17 protein-coding genes are annotated in these 17,464 nt (G+C 71.3%); 9 read left to right on the forward strand and 8 right to left on the reverse strand.

Translation table 11 applies throughout. From position 1 onward, the window contains the following. Positions 1-86 precede the first annotated feature (86 nt). From ACE1OC_RS23640 to ACE1OC_RS23660, 5 genes are all read right to left on the reverse strand, one after another. On the reverse strand, positions 87-683 hold the full coding sequence (locus ACE1OC_RS23640; RefSeq protein ID WP_407838684.1) for a putative immunity protein: 597 nt from the start codon (positions 681-683) through the stop codon (positions 87-89). A gap of 83 nt (positions 684-766) precedes the next feature. Continuing rightward, the gene (locus ACE1OC_RS23645; protein ID WP_407838685.1) at positions 767-1,999 is read right to left on the reverse strand and encodes an ABC transporter permease; all 1,233 of its coding nucleotides are present in this window, start codon (positions 1,997-1,999) and stop codon (positions 767-769) included. Beyond that, positions 1,999-2,709, reverse strand: coding sequence for an ABC transporter ATP-binding protein (locus ACE1OC_RS23650; RefSeq protein WP_407838686.1), 711 nt, complete (start codon positions 2,707-2,709; stop codon positions 1,999-2,001). Before ACE1OC_RS23650 ends, ACE1OC_RS23645 begins: the two co-directional genes overlap by 1 nt. After that, positions 2,706-3,911, reverse strand: coding sequence for a peptidoglycan-binding protein (locus ACE1OC_RS23655; protein ID WP_407838687.1), 1,206 nt, complete (start codon positions 3,909-3,911; stop codon positions 2,706-2,708). Before ACE1OC_RS23655 ends, ACE1OC_RS23650 begins: the two co-directional genes overlap by 4 nt. Then, on the reverse strand, positions 3,908-4,411 hold the full coding sequence (locus tag ACE1OC_RS23660) for a hypothetical protein (protein WP_407838688.1): 504 nt from the start codon (positions 4,409-4,411) through the stop codon (positions 3,908-3,910). Before ACE1OC_RS23660 ends, ACE1OC_RS23655 begins: the two co-directional genes overlap by 4 nt. Positions 4,412-4,501: 90 nt before the next feature. Here ACE1OC_RS23660 and ACE1OC_RS23665 point away from each other — a divergent pair, with 90 nt between their 5' ends. The 3 genes from ACE1OC_RS23665 to ACE1OC_RS23675 are packed head-to-tail and all read left to right on the forward strand — an operon-like array spanning position 4,502 to position 7,350. Beyond that, positions 4,502-5,167 (forward strand): response regulator transcription factor, encoded by a 666-nt coding sequence (locus ACE1OC_RS23665; RefSeq protein ID WP_407838689.1) that lies wholly within the window; start codon positions 4,502-4,504, stop codon positions 5,165-5,167. Beyond that, positions 5,164-6,417, forward strand: coding sequence for a sensor histidine kinase (locus ACE1OC_RS23670; protein WP_407838690.1), 1,254 nt, complete (start codon positions 5,164-5,166; stop codon positions 6,415-6,417). The genes ACE1OC_RS23665 and ACE1OC_RS23670 overlap by 4 nt, the downstream gene beginning before the upstream one ends. A 42-nt stretch (positions 6,418-6,459) precedes the next feature. Further along, positions 6,460-7,350 carry a hypothetical protein gene (locus ACE1OC_RS23675; protein ID WP_407838691.1) on the forward strand — a complete coding sequence of 297 codons (891 nt, stop codon included), beginning with the start codon at positions 6,460-6,462 and terminating at the stop codon, positions 7,348-7,350. Here ACE1OC_RS23675 and ACE1OC_RS23680 read toward each other — a convergent pair. The 3 genes from ACE1OC_RS23680 to ACE1OC_RS23690 form a co-directional block, all read right to left on the reverse strand. After that, positions 7,322-8,002 carry a hypothetical protein gene (locus tag ACE1OC_RS23680; protein ID WP_407838692.1) on the reverse strand — a complete coding sequence of 227 codons (681 nt, stop codon included), beginning with the start codon at positions 8,000-8,002 and terminating at the stop codon, positions 7,322-7,324. The two genes, ACE1OC_RS23675 and ACE1OC_RS23680, sit on opposite strands and share 29 nt — an antisense overlap. Before the next feature lie 206 nt (positions 8,003-8,208). Continuing rightward, the gene (locus tag ACE1OC_RS23685) at positions 8,209-8,661 is read right to left on the reverse strand and encodes a type II toxin-antitoxin system VapC family toxin (RefSeq protein ID WP_407838693.1); all 453 of its coding nucleotides are present in this window, start codon (positions 8,659-8,661) and stop codon (positions 8,209-8,211) included. Then, complete coding sequence (locus tag ACE1OC_RS23690) at positions 8,646-8,873, reverse strand: hypothetical protein (RefSeq protein WP_407838694.1); 228 nt, start codon at positions 8,871-8,873, stop codon at positions 8,646-8,648. The genes ACE1OC_RS23685 and ACE1OC_RS23690 overlap by 16 nt, the downstream gene beginning before the upstream one ends. Before the next feature lie 183 nt (positions 8,874-9,056). Here ACE1OC_RS23690 and ACE1OC_RS23695 point away from each other — a divergent pair, with 183 nt between their 5' ends. From ACE1OC_RS23695 to ACE1OC_RS23720, 6 genes are all read left to right on the forward strand, one after another. After that, positions 9,057-10,004, forward strand: coding sequence for an LLM class F420-dependent oxidoreductase (locus ACE1OC_RS23695; RefSeq protein ID WP_407838695.1), 948 nt, complete (start codon positions 9,057-9,059; stop codon positions 10,002-10,004). 11 nt (positions 10,005-10,015) lie between these two features. Continuing rightward, positions 10,016-10,801 carry an SDR family NAD(P)-dependent oxidoreductase gene (locus tag ACE1OC_RS23700; RefSeq protein ID WP_407838696.1) on the forward strand — a complete coding sequence of 262 codons (786 nt, stop codon included), beginning with the start codon at positions 10,016-10,018 and terminating at the stop codon, positions 10,799-10,801. A gap of 115 nt (positions 10,802-10,916) precedes the next feature. Beyond that, a complete protein-coding gene (locus ACE1OC_RS23705) occupies positions 10,917-12,038 on the forward strand; it encodes an LLM class flavin-dependent oxidoreductase (RefSeq protein ID WP_250742633.1) in 1,122 nt (373 codons plus the stop codon). 319 nt (positions 12,039-12,357) lie between these two features. Then, complete coding sequence (locus ACE1OC_RS23710) at positions 12,358-14,097, forward strand: N-acyl-D-amino-acid deacylase family protein (RefSeq protein ID WP_407838697.1); 1,740 nt, start codon at positions 12,358-12,360, stop codon at positions 14,095-14,097. After that, positions 14,094-15,584: an aldehyde dehydrogenase family protein gene (locus ACE1OC_RS23715; protein WP_407838698.1), complete on the forward strand. Its 1,491-nt coding sequence runs from the start codon at positions 14,094-14,096 to the stop codon at positions 15,582-15,584. The genes ACE1OC_RS23710 and ACE1OC_RS23715 overlap by 4 nt, the downstream gene beginning before the upstream one ends. A gap of 251 nt (positions 15,585-15,835) precedes the next feature. Continuing rightward, positions 15,836-17,416, forward strand: a complete 1,581-nt coding sequence (locus tag ACE1OC_RS23720; protein WP_407838699.1) for an APC family permease — start codon at positions 15,836-15,838, stop codon at positions 17,414-17,416. The last annotated feature ends 48 nt before the right edge of the window (positions 17,417-17,464 follow it).

Raw genomic sequence — 17,464 nt, forward strand, 5'->3', positions numbered from 1 at the left:
GTTGACCGGTCCGTAGCGGGCCGCATCGGCGGCGGACAGGGTCCGCGGTCGGGGAATGCCCCATCACGGATGTTCTGCAACAACCTTCAGGTCCGGTTCGTGGGGCCGTCTGTCGTGGGGGCGGGTCTCAGGGCGGTGTCGAGTGCGCGGATGAGCTCTCCCACGCGGCCGCCTCCGGCGGGTGGGGCGGGCATGCGGGCCAGGACGCGGGAGACGGCCGGGGGTGCGTGACGGCTCGCCCACGCGAGGGTGCGCGCGGCGGTCCGGGTGGTCCCTTCCGCTGCGGGTTCCTCCGCTGCCCGTGCTTCCGCCGACAGTTCTTCCGCGCGTGCCGCGTGCGCTGCCGCGCCCAGGATGTGCTTGATCTGATGGGCGCTCGCCTTCGGGTGGAGGTAGGCGGCGCCGGCCGCGTGGCTCGCCGCGCGTGCCGCGTCGATCGCCGCGGGCGAACCGGTTTCCTGCGCCGCCTTGTAGGCCGTCCACGCGCACTGCCGCAGAGCGGCCGTGCGCCGGCCGCCCCCGGCGAACGCCTCTGCCGCCTCGATGGCCTCGCGAGGGCGGGCATCGCCGGGGCGGTCCTGCTCGAAGACCGGCAGGACCCTGCGCGCACAGTCGGCCGCGTAGCCCGTGATCTCCCGCAGCTCGTCCTCGCTCAGTTCGATCGTGTCCGACGTGCTCGCCATGCCCCGATCCTCCCGTCTCGTGTGTCGGCGCGCGCCCGGTGCCCGGTGCTGCGCCCCCCGGCACCGCCCAGGCCCGGAGCCGCCTACCCCGCCTGCAGTGCCAGTGTCGGGGACAGCTTCGCTGCGCGGACCGCCGGGTAGAGGCCTGCCACCGTGCCGATGGCGAGGGTGGCTGCGAAGCCGCCGGTGACGGCCCAGAGGGGGACCACCCAGGGGAGGTCGCCGGCTCGGGCGTACACCGCCGTGGCCGCGCCGCCCAGGGCGATGCCGGCCAGGCCGCCCAGGCCCGACAGGAGCAGGGACTCCGTGACGAACTGGATGCGGATCTGGCCCTTGGTGGCGCCCAGGGAGCGGCGCAGGCCGATCTCGTGGCGGCGTTCCAGGACCGAGATGATCATCGTGTTGGCCACGCCGACCCCGCCCACCAGCAGGGCGATGCCGCCCAGGCCGAGGAGGAGGGTGCTGAAGGCGCCCTCGGTGGCGGCCTTCGCCTGCAGGGCCGCCGAGGGGTCCGTGACCGAGACCGTGGTGGGGCTCTCGGGGTTGGCCGTCTTGGCGATGAGGTTGCGGACCTGCTGGACGCGGTCGTCGGCGGAGCGCTCGTAGACGGACGTGGGATGGCCGTCGAAGCCCAGGAGGCTCTGCGCGGCGTCCCAGCCGATGAGTGCCGAGCGTTCGATCTCCGGCGCGAGGGGGATCGGGTCGAGGATGCCGATGACCGTGAAGTACTGGCCGGCGATGAACACCTGCCCGCCCGGTCCCGTGATGCCCAGGCGCTCGGCGGAGACGTGGCCGAGGACCACGGACGGGTAGCGGCCCGTCGCGTCGTTGAGCCAGGTACCGCTCCGCATCCGGGCGCGGAGGGTCTTCAGGAGCTCGTCCTTCGCCGCCTTGAGGGCGATGCCGCCCGTCTCCTCCTTGGGGATGTTCTCGCTGCGGCGGATGGACTCCTTCACGTCGCCCGTCGTGCCGACCGATTCGACCCCGTCGATCCGGGCGATCATGCCGGGGGCGTCCTTGGGGAGCGTGGTGTCCTGCCCCGAGAACATCGACTGGCCGGGCGTCGCGACCAGCATGTTCGTGCCGAGCTTGTCGAGCTCCTGGAGCAGCTTGGCCTGGCTGGACGAGGAGATCCCGACGACCGCGATCATCGTCGCGATGCCGATCGCGATCCCGAGCGCGGACAGGAACACGCGCATGGGCCGCGAGCGCAGCCCCGCCGATCCCACGTGGAACACGTCCCGGGGGCCGAGCCGGGGAGGGGACAGCTTGCGCGCCTGCTTGCCGGCCGCGCGGGACTTCGTACGGGCACCCATTACGCGCCCACCCCCAGCGCGTCCGCGTTCCACACGTCGGCCACGATCTCGCCGTCGCGGATGCGGACCTGCCGGGGCAGGCTCGCCGCGATCTCGTTGTCGTGGGTGATCACGGCGATGGTGGCCCCGTCCTGGTTGAGCTCGTGCAGCAGTTCCATCACCGACTCGCCGGACGCCGTGTCGAGGGCGCCCGTCGGCTCGTCGGCGAGCAGCAGGTCCGGTTCGCCCGCCACCGCGCGGGCGATCGCCACGCGCTGCTTCTGCCCGCCGGACAGTTCGTGGGGACGGTGGTCCATGCGGTCGCCGAGGCCGACGCGCTCCAGGGCGCGTTCCGCCCGGCGTCCGCGTTCGGCGCGGGAGAGGCCGGAGTAGAGGAGGCCCTCGGCGACGTTGGCGCGGGCGCTGAGGCCGGGGACGAGGTGGAAGGACTGGAAGACGAAGCCGACGTGGCGGGAGCGCAGGGCGGAGAGGGAGCGGTCGGAGAGGCTCGCGATGTCGTACCCGGCGATGGCGACGCGCCCGGCGGTGGGCCGGTCGAGGGTTCCGACGATGTGCAGGAGCGTGGACTTTCCGGAGCCGGACGGGCCGACGATGGCGAGGAGTTCGCCGTTCAGGACGGTGAGGTCGACTCCGCGCAGGGCCGCGACCCCGCCGGGGTACTCCTTGGTGACGCCGGTCAGTTCGACGACCGCGTGGGCGTGTTGGTTCATGACGCGGGGACTCCTACGAGCATGCCCTCCTTGAGGGCGTCCCCCTTCACTTCCACCCGGCCCTGGCCGAACATGCCGAGTTCCACCTTGGCCTCGCGGACCTTGCCGTCCTCGACGACCTGGACTCCGAAGCCGCCTTCGGCGAGGGCGAGGAGCGCGTTGACCGGTACGGAGAGCACTCCCTTGCGGACCTCGCCCGTCAGGCCCACCGAGACCGGGGACTGGTCGGGGCCCGTGGCCTCGGCGGGGTTGTCGAGGGTGATCTCGACGTCGACCTTCGGCTTCTTGTCGCCGCCACCGCCACCGCCACCGCCTCCGCCTCCCGAGGACGGGTCGTCGCCGTTGGCGGTGGTTCCTATCGAGCTGATCTTGCCCTTGGCGGTGCCGCCGCCGGGCAGGCTCACGGTCACCGGGTCGCCGGTCTTGACCTTGCCCGCCTTGGCCACGTCGAGCTGCAGGCGGACCATGCGCTCGGTGCCGGTCAGGGTCATGACGGGCTTGCCGGCGGCCGCCTCGTCGCCGACCGCCATGTCGCTCTTCTGGATCCGCTGGGGTCCGGAGGCGAAGGCGATGTCGCCCTTGCCGACCTCGCCGGTCTCCTTCACCTTGTGGGACTTCTGCCAGCGCTTGACGGCGGTGGCCGTGCCGTCGGTGAAGGTGCCGTCCGAGGTGTCCAGACCGGTGCCGAAGCCGAGGGCCTGGAGGTTCTGCTTGAGCTGTTTGACGTCCTCGCCCTTGTCCCCGGACTTCAGGGACCGGTACATGGGGGTCGAGCCGTACATCAGGCGCACCGGCTTGCCGTTGACCTCGTAGAGCTTGCCGTCGCGTTCGACGGAGGAGCCGGCGGGCGCCACCCAGGTCAGGGTCGCGGAGCCGGAGCCGGAGCCGGCCCCCGCCCCGCCGCCTCCCGGGGCGCCTCCCGCGCCGCCGGCCCCTCCCGTCCCGCCCGCCCCGCCGGGCGCGTCCGCGCCCACCGCGTTGAGCTTGCGTTCCTTCGCGAAGCCGAGCGTTCCGTCGGCCTTGAACCCGGAGCTCAGGTCGCCGCGCGTGACCGGCGAGGTGGCACCCGGCAGCCCGTCCGAGCGGTCCTGCTTCGAGCCGCTGCCGTCGGTCGCAGGCTGGGCCACGACCGCGTACCCGCCGCCGGTGACGGCGAGTACGACGAACAGCGAGCCCAGGACCCATTTCCTGCGCTTGCTCACTTGTCCGCGCCGCACTTGTTGAGCTGGTCCATGAACTTGTCCTTGTCGGCCCCCTCGGGCAGGGAGAACCCGGTCCGCGCGTTCCCGTTGAACTCCGGGTCCGGCATGTCGAAGCCGTGGTCCCGCATGCACTTCGCCTGGGCGAGGGCCTTGTCCTTCTCGGCCTGCGGTACCTCGCCACCGCCGCCGGGCGCCGACATCCCGCACTTCTCCATGGCCTTCTTCAGCGCCTCCTGGTCCGCACCCGCACCCACCGTCATGCCGCGCGGGTCCTCGCCGGGCTTCGGGTCGGGGGCGTCCACGCCGTTGTCGCGCAGGCACTTGCGCAGCTTGAGGGCGTTGTCGGCGTCCGTGCCGCCGCCCGAGCCGCCGGATCCGCCGGACTGCGAGGAGCCGTCCTCCTTCTTGTCCGATCCGCCGGTGCCGCCCGTGCACGCGGTGACGAAGAGGGTCAGGCCGGTGAGGAGCGCGGCCGCGGTCATGGTCGTAGATCGCTTCATGGGCCGGATCCTGCGCGAACAGCGGGTTTCGCTTCTCTAACGGCTCGTGCTTACAACGGCGAAATGCGCCGCTCCGGTAAAGAGGACGCCATGCGAGTTCTGGTGGTGGAGGACGAGGCGTTCCTGCGGGAGATGATCGCCGAGGGGCTGCGCGGCGACGCGCTGGCCGTCGACGAGGCGAGCGACGGCCTGGAGGCCCTGCGCCGCCTGCGCCTGGGCGCGTACGACGTCCTCGTACTGGACCGCGACCTGCCGGGCCTGCACGGCGACGAGGTCTGCCGCCAGGTGGTGCGCGAGCGGCTGCTGACCCGCGTCCTGATGCTGACGGCCTCCGGGACCGTACGGGACCGGGTGGAGGGCCTCGGCCTCGGCGCCGACGACTACCTCACCAAGCCCTTCGCCTACGACGAGCTGCTCGCCCGGGTCCTGGCGCTCGGCCGGCGCGCCCAGCCGGCCCTGCCGCCGGTGCTGGAGCGGGCGGGGGTGGCCGTGGACGTCGCGCGGCGCACCGCCACCCGGGAGGGGCGCCGGCTGGCGCTCTCGCGCAAGGAGTTCGCCGTCCTGGAGTCGCTGCTGCGCGCGGAGGGCGCGGTCCTCAGCAGTGACGACCTGATCGAGCAGGTGTGGGAGGAGGACACCTCGTACAGCACCAATGCGGTACGGGTGACCCTGAGCAAGCTGCGCGCCAAGCTGGGGGAGCCGCCGCTGATCGAGACGGTCCCGGGTGCCGGATACCGGATCGGTGATCCGCGATGAGAGCAGTGCTCCATTCCGAGCGCGCCCGTCTCACCGTCCTCTACGGCTCCCTGCTGCTCCTCGCGGGCGGCGGCCTCATCGCACTGATCAACATCCTGCTCCGCAACGGCCTCTACACCCGCATCAGCGGGGCCGTCACCACCACCGTCCCGGCCTTCGAAGGCACCCCGCCGCCCGCGGTCCCGGGCCAGCGCGTGCCGGTCCCCGCCGAAAGGCTCGACCCCGGAGCCACGCCCTCCCCCGAGCAGCTCGCTCAGTGGCAGGCCACCAAGAACCTCACCACCGCCGTCGAGCAGGCCACCTTCCACGAGCTGCTGGTCGTCTCCCTCGTCGCCCTCGCCGTCTTCGCCGTCCTGTCCATCTGGCTGGCCTGGTGGATGGCCGGCCGCGTCCTGCGCCCCCTCGGCGTGATCACCGAGACGGCCCGTCGGCTGTCCGGAGCCAACCTCCACGAGCGGATCGGCCTCCAGGCCCCGCCCGGCGAACTCAAGCGGCTGGCGGACACCTTCGACGGGATGCTCGACCGGATGGAGGAGCTGGTCGGGGCGCAGCGCCGGTTCGCCGCGAACGCCGCCCACGAGCTGCGCACCCCCCTCGCCGTCCAGCGGGCTGCCGCCGAGATCGGGCTGGCGGGTGACCCGCCGCCGGAGAAGGTGGCCCGGATCCGCTCCAAGCTGATCGAGGTCGCCGACTCCAGTCAGCACCTCGTCGAGTCGCTGCTCCTGCTCGCCGTCTCGGAGGAGGGCTTGGAGGCGACGGAGCCGGTGGACCTGACGGGGCTCGCGGAGGCGGAGCTGGCAGGACTCGAGAGGACGGAGGGGACGGCCCCTCAGGACCTGGTGGTGGTACGGGACCTCGCGCCGCTGACCGTCGCGGGCGACCGGACCCTCCTGGGACACCTCGTACGGAACCTGCTGGCCAATGCCGTACGTCACAACCGCGCGGGCGGCCGCCTGGAGGTGGCGACCTCCCGGGAGGGGGTGCTGACGGTCTCCAACACCGGTCCGGTGATCGAGCCGGGGGACGTGCCGCGGCTGCTGGAGCCCTTCCGGCGGCGGGCGGAGCGGCAGCATACGGCGGGCGAGGGGGCCGGGTTGGGGCTTTCGATCGTCGCGTCGATCGCGCGGGCGCACGGCGCGGAACTGACGGCGCGGGCCAACCCGGCGCCGGGCGGCGGGCTGATGGTCCGGGTCTGGTTCCCGGCCGGGTCACCGGCTGCGCCACCCGCCGGGGAAACGCCGGGCGCTTGACCGGTCAACCAAAATGAAGATCGGCTGTGTACGGTCGGGTCAATGAGCAAGCACGCCCGAGCCGGCTCCCGCGCGACCCGCCCGTCCCGCACACCCGGTACGACCCGCCCGTCCCGACGCTCCCGCGCCGGCGGTACGCGGCGCGCCGACGGGGGCTCCCGGGGATCTCGGGGCTCCCGCGGCTCGCGCCCGCTCGCCTTCGCGGCCGCCCTGGGGCTGCTCGGTTTCGGCGCGGGCTGGGTGTACCTGGCCCACGACCCGCCGGCCAACGCCGCGGCCCGCGTGGCGGCCGACGCCCGGCCGCCGGCGCAGGAGCGGGCCGCGCGGGCGGCCGAGCGCGACCCCCTCCAGGGCCTGCCCGAGGTCAGCGAGCAGACCCGGGCGAAGATCCCCGCGGACGCCCGCCAGCTCATCCTGGTCACCGGCAAGGCGAAGGACTCCTCGGAGTCCACCGCGGCCCTGTACACCCGCCCGGCGGCCGGCGCCGACTGGGCGAAGAGCGACAGCTGGCCCGCGCGCAACGGAGCCAAGGGCTGGTCCACGGAGCGTACGTACGGGGACCTGACCTCCCCCGAGGGCGTGTTCGCGCTCACCGACGCGGGCGGGCTGCTGGCGAAGCCGCCGGGCACGAAGTTCCCGTACGACCAGGACCGCTCCTTCGTGGCGACGGGCCGCGGGGTCAACGGGGAGTCGCTGCGCGGCTCCTTCGACTATGTCGTCGCCATCGACTTCAACCGCAAGACGGGGGTGAGTCCGCTCGATCCGACGAAGCCCGAGGGCGAGGAGAAGGGCGGCAACATCTGGCTCCACGTGGACCACGACGGCCCCTCGCAGGGCTGCGTGGGCATCCCGAAGGCCGCGATGCAGAAGGTCCTGGAGACCCTCGACCCGGCGGCCAAGCCGGTCATCGTGATGGGGCCGAAGGGCTTCTGACGGGCTCGCTCGCGGCAGGCACCTCGCCCGCCGTCGCCTTCCCGCCCGCCGGGTCGCGGGCCAGCAGGGCGATGTACGCCAGGTCGAACACGGCGCACAGCAGCCCCAGCCCGAGGATGAACGGTGCGTCCTCGATGACTCCGAAGAGCAAGGTCGGCGCGAGCGTGCCCAGCCACTTGGCGACGGCCATCACGAGCGACTGCCCGTGCCGGCCGCCCCGGCTCGCGTAGAGGGCGATGAACAGGCCGGACATCAGCAGGTTCTGCAGGAACGCCGAGTACCGGCTCGAGTCGTGCGTGCCGAAGTGGGCGACGAAGAGCCACTGCACGGCGAAGGCGCTCGCGAAGACGAGCACGCTCCAGACGGCGAACAGCGGCCGGGTCACGAAGCCGGGCAACTCGGCCCGCCCGTAGCGCAGGTACGTGTACACGATGACGATGTCGGCGACCGCCCACACCACGTTGACGACGGCCTGCGCCGTGACTCCGGAGTTGTGGAACTCGTAGTAGGCGTAGGTGGTTTCCCACGCGAAGTTCAACGCGAGCGCCGCGACCGGCATCGCGTACGTCCGGTCGCGCAGCCCCACCCGGATCGCCTCGACGTACACGAGGGTCCAGGCCAGCCCGCTGATCAGCGTCAGAAAAAGATCCACGGGCGGCACCCTAGCGGGGTACCCGGGATTCAGACATCCCTTCGGGCTCGGCCGCGGTCACCCGGCTGCAGTCCTGCCGCGCAAGACGGCTCGCTTCGCCTCGACCGCAGCCGGGTCGGCCGGCCCGTTCACGGCCTCGGAATCCTGGATCGGTTCGCGGAGACGCTCACGCTCCAGCTGCCTCTGGCGCGTGTCCTCGGACGCCGTCATACGCGCACCCACTGGACCGGAGACGGTCGCCCGAGGGAGGCCGCGGTGCAGAGTTTCGGGACGTGGGACCCGTCGGAGGACGCCACCTTCGCCGGACCGGTCGAGAGCGCTGCGGTGGCCACGACGAGCGCGTCCACCACGCACTCGTGTCCGTCGAGCCCGGCCGCCTCAAGTAGCTCGGCGGCCTTGTCGGCGATCTGCTCCGTGACGGGAATGACCGTGAGCCGGGACCTGAGCCAGGCCAGGCGCTGGCCCGCCTGGCCGTGGCGGCGTACCTCCACGAGGGTGGCGGCGCTGATGGCCGGGGCGTAGCCGTCACGGCGCGCCACCTCGATCAGCACCGTCGTGCGGGGGTCTTTCTCGGCGAGCAGGGACAGTGGCTGGGCGTCGAGAATGAGCGTGGCGCTGACGCTCAGGGGCTCAGGCCTCGGTACTACTCGCCGTGCCATTCGCGACGGACCTCCTCCAGGAGATCCTCGGGCAGCGGCCCGTTCGCCTGCTCGTAGTCCTCGACGATCTCCCGCGCCTTCAGGAGCGCCAGCCAGTGCTCGGCGGCCGCGTCCACGAAGCTCGAAAACCCGCCGGCGCCCGCCCGCTCTTCGATCTGCTCGGCGATGGAGCGCCGTATGGTCACCGACTTCTTCACCGTGATCTCGGACATGCGGGCCTCCGTGGGTGTGAGCGCTCTGGTTCCCATGCACCTACGATCCCACTATTGGTAGTACCCCGCAACACCCGATCGGGTGCATCGCACCCACCCCTTGCCTGACGACCCGTCAGCTACGACGATGGCCCCCGCACCGGTATGACGAATCGGCAGTCGAGGACGAGGCGGGTACGGCCCATGGCGCGCGTTTTTCCGGAAGGTCGGCTGGTCTACGGGATGCAGCTCCCGATCCAGTCGCAGAGCACCATCTATGCCGAGCCCTGGGAGGCGACGGCCGGCGCGGCCGATCTCGCCGCGGTCGCCCGCGCGGCCGACCGGGCCGGCTTCGGCTACGTCGCCACCTGCGACCACGTGGCCATCCCGCGGCACATGGCCGGCCCCATGAGCACCATCTGGTACGACCCGATAGCCACCCTCTCGTTCCTGGCCGGGATCACCGAGAACGTGCGGCTGCTCAGCCACGTCGCGATCCTCGGCCTGCGCCACCCGCTGCTCAGCGCCAAGCAGTACGCCACCGTCGACCACCTCTCCGGCGGCCGGCTGATCCTCGGCGTCGGCGCCGGGCACGTGAAGGAGGAGTTCGAGGTGCTCGGCGTGGACTTCGCGCGCCGCGGCGCCGTCCTCGACGAGACCCTCGACGCGCTGCGCGCCGCCCTCGGGCCAGAGGAGTACCCGGAGTTCGAGGGCGAGCTCTTCTCCTTCAAGGACCTCGGGCAGCTGCCCCGCCCCGTCCAGGAGCGGATCCCGGTCTGGGTGGGCGGCTCCTCGCCCGCCGCCGTCCGCCGGGCCGCCGTGCGCGGCGACGGCTGGCTGCCGCAGGGCGACCCGCTCGACAAGCTCCCGGCGCAGATCGCCCGGATCAAGGAGCTCCGCGCCGAGGCGGGGGTCGCCGGGCCCGTGGAGTTCGGCGCGATCACCGCGCCGCTGTACGTCGGCGAGCCCGGCTGGGACACCGGCCGCCGGACCCTCACCGGCAAGGCGGAGGCGCTCGCCGAGGCGCTGCGCGCGTACAAGGCGATCGGCATCGACCAGATCCAGGTCCGCTTCCGCAACCGCGACCGGGCCGAACTCATCGACCAGATCACTGCTTTCGGGTCCGAAGTGGGCCCTCTCCTCAACGATTAGGAGCTACGGGCATGGGCAAGCTGGACGGACGCGTCGTCATCATCACCGGTGCCGCGCGCGGCCAGGGCGAGCAGGAGGCCCGCCTCTTCGCCGCCGAGGGCGCCAAGGTGCTCCTCGGCGACGTACTGGACGAGCAGGGCGCGGCGGTCGCCAGGGAGATCGGCGAGGACCGGGCCCGGTACGTACGGATGGACGTGAGCCGGGAGGAGGACTGGGCGGCCGCCATCGCGGCGGCGAAGGAGGCCTTCGGCGAGGTCAACGGCCTGGTCAACAACGCGGGCATCCTGCGCTTCAACGAGCTGACCGCGACCCCGCTGGAGGAGTTCCAGCACGTGGTCCAGGTCAACCAGGTCGGCGCCTTCCTCGGCATCAAGTCGGTGGCCCCGGAGATCGAGGCGGCCGGCGGTGGCACGATCGTCAACACCTCCTCGTACACGGGCCTGACGGGCATGGCGTACGTGGGCACGTACGCGGCGACCAAGGCGGCGATCCTGGGCCTGACCCGGGTGGCCGCGCTGGAGCTGGCCGCGAAGAACATCCGGGTCAACGCGATGTGCCCGGGGGCCGTGGACACCGCGATGGCCACCCCCGGGAACACGAATCCGGCCGACCTGCCCCAGGAGGCCAGGGACGCCATGGCGGAGCTCTACCAGCGCGTGGTGCCGATGGGCCGGGTGGGTCAGCCGGAGGAGATAGCCAAGCTGGCGCTGTTCCTGACCAGCGAGGACTCCTCCTACATCACCGGCCAGCCGTTCGTGATCGACGGGGGCTGGATGGCGGGCGTCAGCATCCTCTAGCTCCGCCCGACCGTATCTGATGGAGCGTCAGGTATTGACGCTCCCGCCCCCGCGATGGAACAGTCGTGACATCGAATCTGACGCAACGTCAGAAACAGAAGGACGGTGAATCCCCTTGGAATTCGGGCTCTTTGTGCAGGGATACGTGCCTGAGGCACGGTCCAAGGTCGACCCCGAGGCAGAGCACAAGGCGCTGATCGAGGAGACCGAGTACGTCATCCAGGCGGACAAGTCCGGGTTCAAGTACGCCTGGGCCTCCGAGCACCACTTCCTGGAGGAGTACTCGCACCTGTCGGCGAACGAGGTGTTCCTCGGGTACCTCGCTCACGCCACCGAGCGCATCCACCTCGGTTCCGGCATCTTCAACCCGCTCGCCCCGGTCAACCACCCGGTCAAGGTGGCCGAGAAGGTCGCCATGCTCGACCACCTCTCCAAGGGGCGCTTCGAGTTCGGCACCGGCCGCGGCGCCGGCAGCCACGAGATCCTCGGCTTCCTTCCCGGCATCGAGGACATGAACGGCACCAAGGAGATCTGGGAAGAGACCATCGCCGAGTTCCCCAAGATGTTCCTCCAGGAGGAGTACGAGGGGTTCCAGGGCAAGCACTGGTCGCTCCCGCCGCGCAAGATCTTCCCCAAGCCGTACGGCAAGGCCCACCCGGCCATGTGGTACGCCGCCGGCTCGCCCTCCTCGTACGCCATGGCCGCCAAGAAGGGCCTCGGAGTCCTCGGCTTCAGCGTCCAGAAGGTCTCCGACATGGCCTGGGTGCTGGAGCAGTACAAGACCGCGATCCAGGAGGCGAAGGCCATCGGCGCCTTCGTCAACGACAACGTCATGGTCACCTCGACCGCGATCTGCGCCGAGACCCACGACAAGGCCGTCGAGATCGCCGTCAACGCCAACATGAACCGCTTCCAGTCGCTGGTCTTCCGCTACCACGACACCTTCCCGCGCCCCGAGATCATCCCCGAGTGGCCCGAGATCCTCCCCGAGTACAACGCGGAGATCGTCGAGCTGCTGATCGAGGAGGAGCTGCTCATCTGCGGCGACCCGTCCGAGGTCCGCGCGCAGTGCAAGCGCTGGGAGGAGGCCGGCGCCGACCAGCTCTCCTTCGGTCTGCCGACCGGCGTCTCGCCCGAGGACACGATGACCACCATCAAGCTCATCGGCGAGCACGTCATCCCGCACATCGACACCGACCCGGTGCACCGCACCACGCGCTTCCGCGAAGGCGCGTAGCCCCGCGGGGGAACGGGGGCGGCGTCTTCCCGGACCGCCGCCCCGAAACCGGCCCCGGCCGGGGGTTGTACGGAGGCCGCGGCCGGCCGAAGACCCCCGACCGGGGCCCTGGGCGGTCACCGTGCGGCGCCGCTGCCGGGGACCAGCCCCCGGACCTCCGCTCCTCAAACGCCGGAGGGGCTGGATTTCGGCGGACGTCAGCCCGTATGTGACCGCCGGCGGTCTGGAAAATTCAGCCCCTCCGGCGTTTGAGGAGCGGGGTCTGGGGCGGAGCCCCAGGACGCGGACCGCAAGACGAATCACCGGCAGAGAGGACGTCATGCTCGACCACCTGATCAAGGGCGCCACCGTCGTGGACGGGACCGGCGCCCCCGCCCGCATCGCGGATGTCGGCCTGCGCGACGGCCGGATAGCCGTCATCGCCGAGCCGGGAACCGTCACCGAATCCGCGGCGACCAGCGAGGACGCCACCGGCCTCGTCCTCACCCCCGGGTTCATCGACCCCCACACGCACTACGACGCCCAGCTCTTCTGGGACCCGTACGCGACCCCCTCCATGAACCACGGAGTGACCACCGTCGCGGGCGGCAACTGCGGATTCACCCTGGCCCCCCTCAACCCGGCCCGCCCCGAGGACGCCGACTACACCCGCCGTATGATGAGCAAGGTCGAGGGCATGGCGCTCAAGGCCCTCGAAGAGGGCGTCGACTGGACCTGGTCCACCTTCGGCGAGTACCTCGACGCGCTCGACGGCCGCATAGCCGTCAACGCCGGCTTCATGGTCGGCCACTGCGCGCTGCGCCGGCACGTCATGGGCGAGGACGCCGTCGGCGGCCAGCCCACCGAAGAGCAGATGCAGGCGATGCTCGACCTGTTCCACGACGCCATGAACGCCGGCGCCTGGGGCCTGTCGACCACCCAGTCCTCCACCCACTCCGACGGCTCCGGCGCCCCCGTCGCCTCCCGGCACGCCAAGCCCGAAGAGCTCCTCGCGCTCTCCCGGGCGGTCGCCGAACACGAGGGGACCCAGCTCGAAGCGATCGTCGCGGGCTGCCTGGACCAGTTCGCCGACGAGGAGATCGATCTCTTCGTCGAGATGAGCGCGGCCGCCGGACGGCCCCTGAACTGGAACGTGCTCACGATCGACGCCTCCGTCCCCGAGCGCGTGCCGCGCCAGCTGATCCCCAGCGAGCGCGCCCGCAAGGCCGGCGGCCGCATCGTCGCGCTGACGATGCCGATCCTGACGCCCATGAACATGTCGCTGGGCACCTTCTGCGCCCTCAACCTCATCCCCGGCTGGGGCGAGATCCTGGGCCTGCCCGTCCCCGAGCGCATCGCGAAGCTGCGCGACGCCGAGGTGCGCGCCGAGATGCTGCGCCGCGCGGCCAGCAAGGAGGCCGGGGTCTTCCGGCGCCTGGCCAACTTCGGCCGCTACGTCATCGGAGACACCTACAGCGAGGCGAACGAGGGCCTGTCCGGCCGCGTGGTCAACGACATCGCGGCCGAGCGCGGCCAGGACGCCTTCCAGTGCCTGGTGGAGATCTGCGCCAACGACGACCTGCGTACGGTGCTCTGGCCCATGCCGACCGACAACGACCCGGCGAGCTGGGCGCTGCGCGCCGAGACCTGGCAGCACGAGGACGTCATGCTCGGCGGCTCCGACGCCGGCGCCCACCTGGACCGCATGTGCGGAGCCCCGTACACGACCCGCTTCCTCGGGGACTGCCTGCGCGGCCGCAAGCTGGTGCCGCTGGAGCAGGCGGTACGGATGCTCACCGACGACCCGGCCCAGCTGTTCGGGCTGCGCGAGCGCGGCCGGATCGCCGAGGGCTTCCACGCGGACCTGGTGCTCTTCGACCCGGAGCGGATCGAGGCGGGACCGGCCACGCTGGTGCACGACCTGCCCGGGGACAGCCCGCGGCTGGACGCGCGGGCGATCGGCATGGTGTCCGTACGCGTCAACGGCGTGGAGACCATCCGCGACGACGAGGTCACGGGGGCGATCCCGGGGATCGTGCTCCGTTCGGGCCGGGACACGAGGACGGTGAGCACGCGATGAGCTCCGAGACGCCCCAGAAGCTCTACATCGGCGGCGAGTGGGTCGAGCCGGCGGGCGGGCACTACGAGGTGGTCAACCCGGCCGACGAGTCCGTCGTCGGCCTGGCCCCCGAGGCCTCGCGCGGCCAGGTCGAGGACGCGGCGCGGGCCGCGGCCGCGGCCTTCGAGGGCTGGTCCCGTACGAAGCCGGAGGAGCGGGCCGCGATCCTGGACCGGGCCGCGGACATCATCCAGCGCGAGTACGAGCCCTGGGCGGCGCTCGCCCAGGCCGAGACGGGCGCCCCCACCGGGATCGCGCGCGGCATGCAGGTCGGGGTGGGCGTGGCCCGCTTCCGGCGGTACGCGAAGGGCGCGCTGGAACCGGTCGAGCGCGGGCTCCCGCCGCAGGTCACCGAGGCGGGCCCGATGGGTGCGGCGAGCATCCTCGGGGCGCTGGAGGTGCGCCAGCCGGTCGGGGTCGTCACCTGCATCACCTCGTACAACAACCCGTGGGCCAATCCGGCGGGCAAGGTGGCCCCGGCGCTGGCCATGGGCAACACGGTGGTCGTCAAGCCGGCTCCGCAGGACCCGCTGTCGGTGTTCCGGATGGCGGAGGCGCTGCACGAGGCCGGGGTCCCGGCGGGCGTGGTGAACGTGGTCTCCGGCACCTCGGTGGAGGTCGGCGAGGCGGCCGTGGACTCCCCGGACGTGGACATGGTGTCCTTCACCGGTTCCACGGGCGTCGGGCAGCGCATCGCCGAGGTCTGCGGCCGCACGATGAAGCGGCAGCTGATGGAGCTGGGCGGCAAGGGTGCGGCGATCGTCCTGGCGGACGCGGACCTGGACGCGGCGGTGATGGGGATCGGCACCACCTTCTCCTTCTACTCCGGGCAGATCTGCACGGCTCCGACCCGGGTGATCGTGCACCGGTCGGTGTACGAGCAGCTGGTGGAGAAGCTGCAGGGGTACCTGGCCTTCATGAAGGTCGGGGACCCGTCGGTGCGCGGCACGGTGGTGGGCCCGGTCATCTCGGCGGCGCACCGGGACCGCGTGGAGTCGTACGTCGAGCTGGGCAAGAAGGAGGGTGCCCGGATCGCCTTCGGCGGCGAGCGTCCGGTGGTGGGCGAGGGCGCCGCGGCGGGCAAGGGGTTCTACGTGGCCCCGACGCTGCTCGTCGACTGCACGAACGACATGCGCGTGGTGCGGGAGGAGATCTTCGGGCCGGTCGTCGTGGTGGTGCCCTTCGACGGAGCCGCTGGGGATGAGGACGAGGCGGTGGCGCTGGCCAACGACAGCGACTTCGGCCTGATCAGCTACGTGTGGTCCGCGGACGCGGCGCGCGCCTTCCGGGTGGCGCGGCGGCTGCGGGCGGGCGGGGTCGGCGTGAACACCATCGGGCGGAACATGGAGGCGCCCTTCGGCGGCTTCAAGCGCTCGGGGGTCGGCCGGGACGTGGGCTCGTACGCACTGCACGCCTACAGCGAGATGCAGTCGATCGTCTGGGCTTGACCGAAAGCGCATGGACTTGACCAAAAGTTGACCCGGAAAGTTTGAAAAGGGTCAAAACGGACAGTGCTGCGGTTTCCGCATCGCGAAACCGAAGGTCCAGGTCCGCCGAAACGATGATCGGCGGGCCTGTGAACCTTGTATTACATCCTCGTGGAGAGTCTGGATCTCGGGATTCGAAGGGCTTTCGGCGTGTGCCGGACTGGACTTTTGTCCTCCGCATGTGGAAAACGCAGCGTCTAACGTCCTGACGTATGACACAGCTGGACGTTCGGCCCCAGGCCGGAGACACGGTAAGCGGAGCCACCCCCCGGGGTGGCTCCGATGGTGACGTGCGCGGCAAGGGCCTCGGCAAGGGCTCCGTCGGCCTCGTGGGAAGCGCCGTCATCGGCATCTCCACCGTCGCCCCCGTCTACTGCCTGACCTCCACCCTCGGCTCCACCGCCGGTGAAGTCGGCATGCAGATGCCGGCGATCTTCCTGGCGGGCTTCCTGCCGATGCTCCTGGTCGCCTTCGCGTACCGCGAGCTCAACAAGGCCATGCCGGACTGCGGCACCTCGTTCACCTGGACCGTGAAGGCCTTCGGCCCGCGGATCGGCTGGATGTGCGGCTGGGGCCTGGTGATCGCCACGATCATCGTGCTCTCCAACCTGGCCGGCGTCGCCACCTCCTACTTCTGGCTGCTGGCCGGCGAGGTCACGGGCAACGAATCGATCGCCGCCCTGGACGACAACAAGCTCGTCCACATCGTCACCTGCCTCACCCTCATCGCCGCCGCGACCGCCATCAGCTACCGCGGCATGACGGCCACCAAGGGCGTCCAGTACGCGCTGGTCGGCCTCCAGCTCGCCGTCCTCGCCATCTTCGTCGCGATGGCCTTCCAGAAGGCCTCGGCGGGCACCTTCGACACCGGCCTGGACTTCTCCTGGTCCTGGATGAACCCCTTCGCGGTCGAGTCCATGGCGGCCTTCACCGCCGGACTCTCGCTGTCGATCTTCATGTACTGGGGCTGGGACGCCTGCCTGGCCACCAACGAGGAGACCACCGGCTCCACCAAGACGCCGGGCCGTGCCTCGCTCATCGCGATGGTCGTCCTCGTCGGCTCCTACCTGGCCACCGGCATCGCCGCCCAGATGGCCGTCGGCTCCGGCGGCGAAGGCCTCGGCCTCGCCAACGAGGAGACCTCCGGCAACGTCTTCGCCGCCCTCGCCGGCCCGGTCATGGGCCCGGCGCTCGGCGTCCTGCTCTTCATCGCGGTCCTGGCCTCCGCGGCCGCCTCCCTGCAGACCACCTTCATCCCGGTGGCCCGCACGGTCCTGGCCATGTCCACGTACGAGGCGCTGCCGCCCTCCTACGCCAAGGTCCACCCGAAGTTCAAGACCCCCGGCCGCGCCACGATCATGGCGGGTGTCGCCACCGGCGCCTTCTACACGGTGATGACCTTGGTCAGCGAGAACGTCCTGACCGACACGATCTTCGCGCTCGGCCTGATGATCTGCTTCTACTACTCGCTGACGGCCTTCGCCTGCGTCTGGTACTTCCGCGGCGACCTGCGCAGGTCCGCCCGCGACCTGTTCTTCAAGGGCGTCTTCCCGGTCCTCGGCGGCGTGCTGCTGGCCTCGGTCTTCTTCAAGACCCTGTACGACGCGTGGGACCCGTCCTACGGCTCGGGCTCCACGCTCCCCGGCCTCGACGTCGGCAACGTCTTCGTCATCGGCGTCGGCCTGCTGGCTCTCGGCCTGGTCGTCATGTTCGTCACCGAACGCCGCAGCCCCGCCTTCTTCCGCGGCGAGGTCCTGACGAAGTCCACCCCGTCCCTGGTGGTCGAGGACTGACCCCGGGGCCCCGGCCCCTCCCCCCCCGCTGTGTCATGCACGCCCGCG

Source organism: Streptomyces stoeckheimensis, from assembly GCF_045822005.1.
Classification (GTDB): Bacteria; Actinomycetota; Actinomycetes; order Streptomycetales; family Streptomycetaceae; genus Streptomyces; species Streptomyces stoeckheimensis.

Bases quoted from the DNA above. Each gene is read 5' to 3' on its own strand.
- ACE1OC_RS23665 (WP_407838689.1), top strand. From the start codon at position 4,502: ATGCGAGTTCTGGTGGTGGAGGACGAGGCGTTCCTGCGGGAGATGATC.
- ACE1OC_RS23640 (WP_407838684.1), bottom strand. From the start codon at position 683: ATGGCGAGCACGTCGGACACGATCGAACTGAGCGAGGACGAGCTGCGG.
- ACE1OC_RS23700 (WP_407838696.1), top strand. From the start codon at position 10,016: ATGGGCAAGCTGGACGGACGCGTCGTCATCATCACCGGTGCCGCGCGC.
- ACE1OC_RS23720 (WP_407838699.1), top strand. From the start codon at position 15,836: ATGACACAGCTGGACGTTCGGCCCCAGGCCGGAGACACGGTAAGCGGA.
- ACE1OC_RS23685 (WP_407838693.1), bottom strand. From the start codon at position 8,661: ATGGCACGGCGAGTAGTACCGAGGCCTGAGCCCCTGAGCGTCAGCGCC.
- ACE1OC_RS23690 (WP_407838694.1), bottom strand. From the start codon at position 8,873: ATGTCCGAGATCACGGTGAAGAAGTCGGTGACCATACGGCGCTCCATC.
- ACE1OC_RS23650 (WP_407838686.1), bottom strand. From the start codon at position 2,709: ATGAACCAACACGCCCACGCGGTCGTCGAACTGACCGGCGTCACCAAG.
- ACE1OC_RS23660 (WP_407838688.1), bottom strand. From the start codon at position 4,411: ATGAAGCGATCTACGACCATGACCGCGGCCGCGCTCCTCACCGGCCTG.
- ACE1OC_RS23675 (WP_407838691.1), top strand. From the start codon at position 6,460: ATGAGCAAGCACGCCCGAGCCGGCTCCCGCGCGACCCGCCCGTCCCGC.
- ACE1OC_RS23695 (WP_407838695.1), top strand. From the start codon at position 9,057: ATGGCGCGCGTTTTTCCGGAAGGTCGGCTGGTCTACGGGATGCAGCTC.
- ACE1OC_RS23645 (WP_407838685.1), bottom strand. From the start codon at position 1,999: ATGGGTGCCCGTACGAAGTCCCGCGCGGCCGGCAAGCAGGCGCGCAAG.
- ACE1OC_RS23710 (WP_407838697.1), top strand. From the start codon at position 12,358: ATGCTCGACCACCTGATCAAGGGCGCCACCGTCGTGGACGGGACCGGC.
- ACE1OC_RS23670 (WP_407838690.1), top strand. From the start codon at position 5,164: ATGAGAGCAGTGCTCCATTCCGAGCGCGCCCGTCTCACCGTCCTCTAC.
- ACE1OC_RS23715 (WP_407838698.1), top strand. From the start codon at position 14,094: ATGAGCTCCGAGACGCCCCAGAAGCTCTACATCGGCGGCGAGTGGGTC.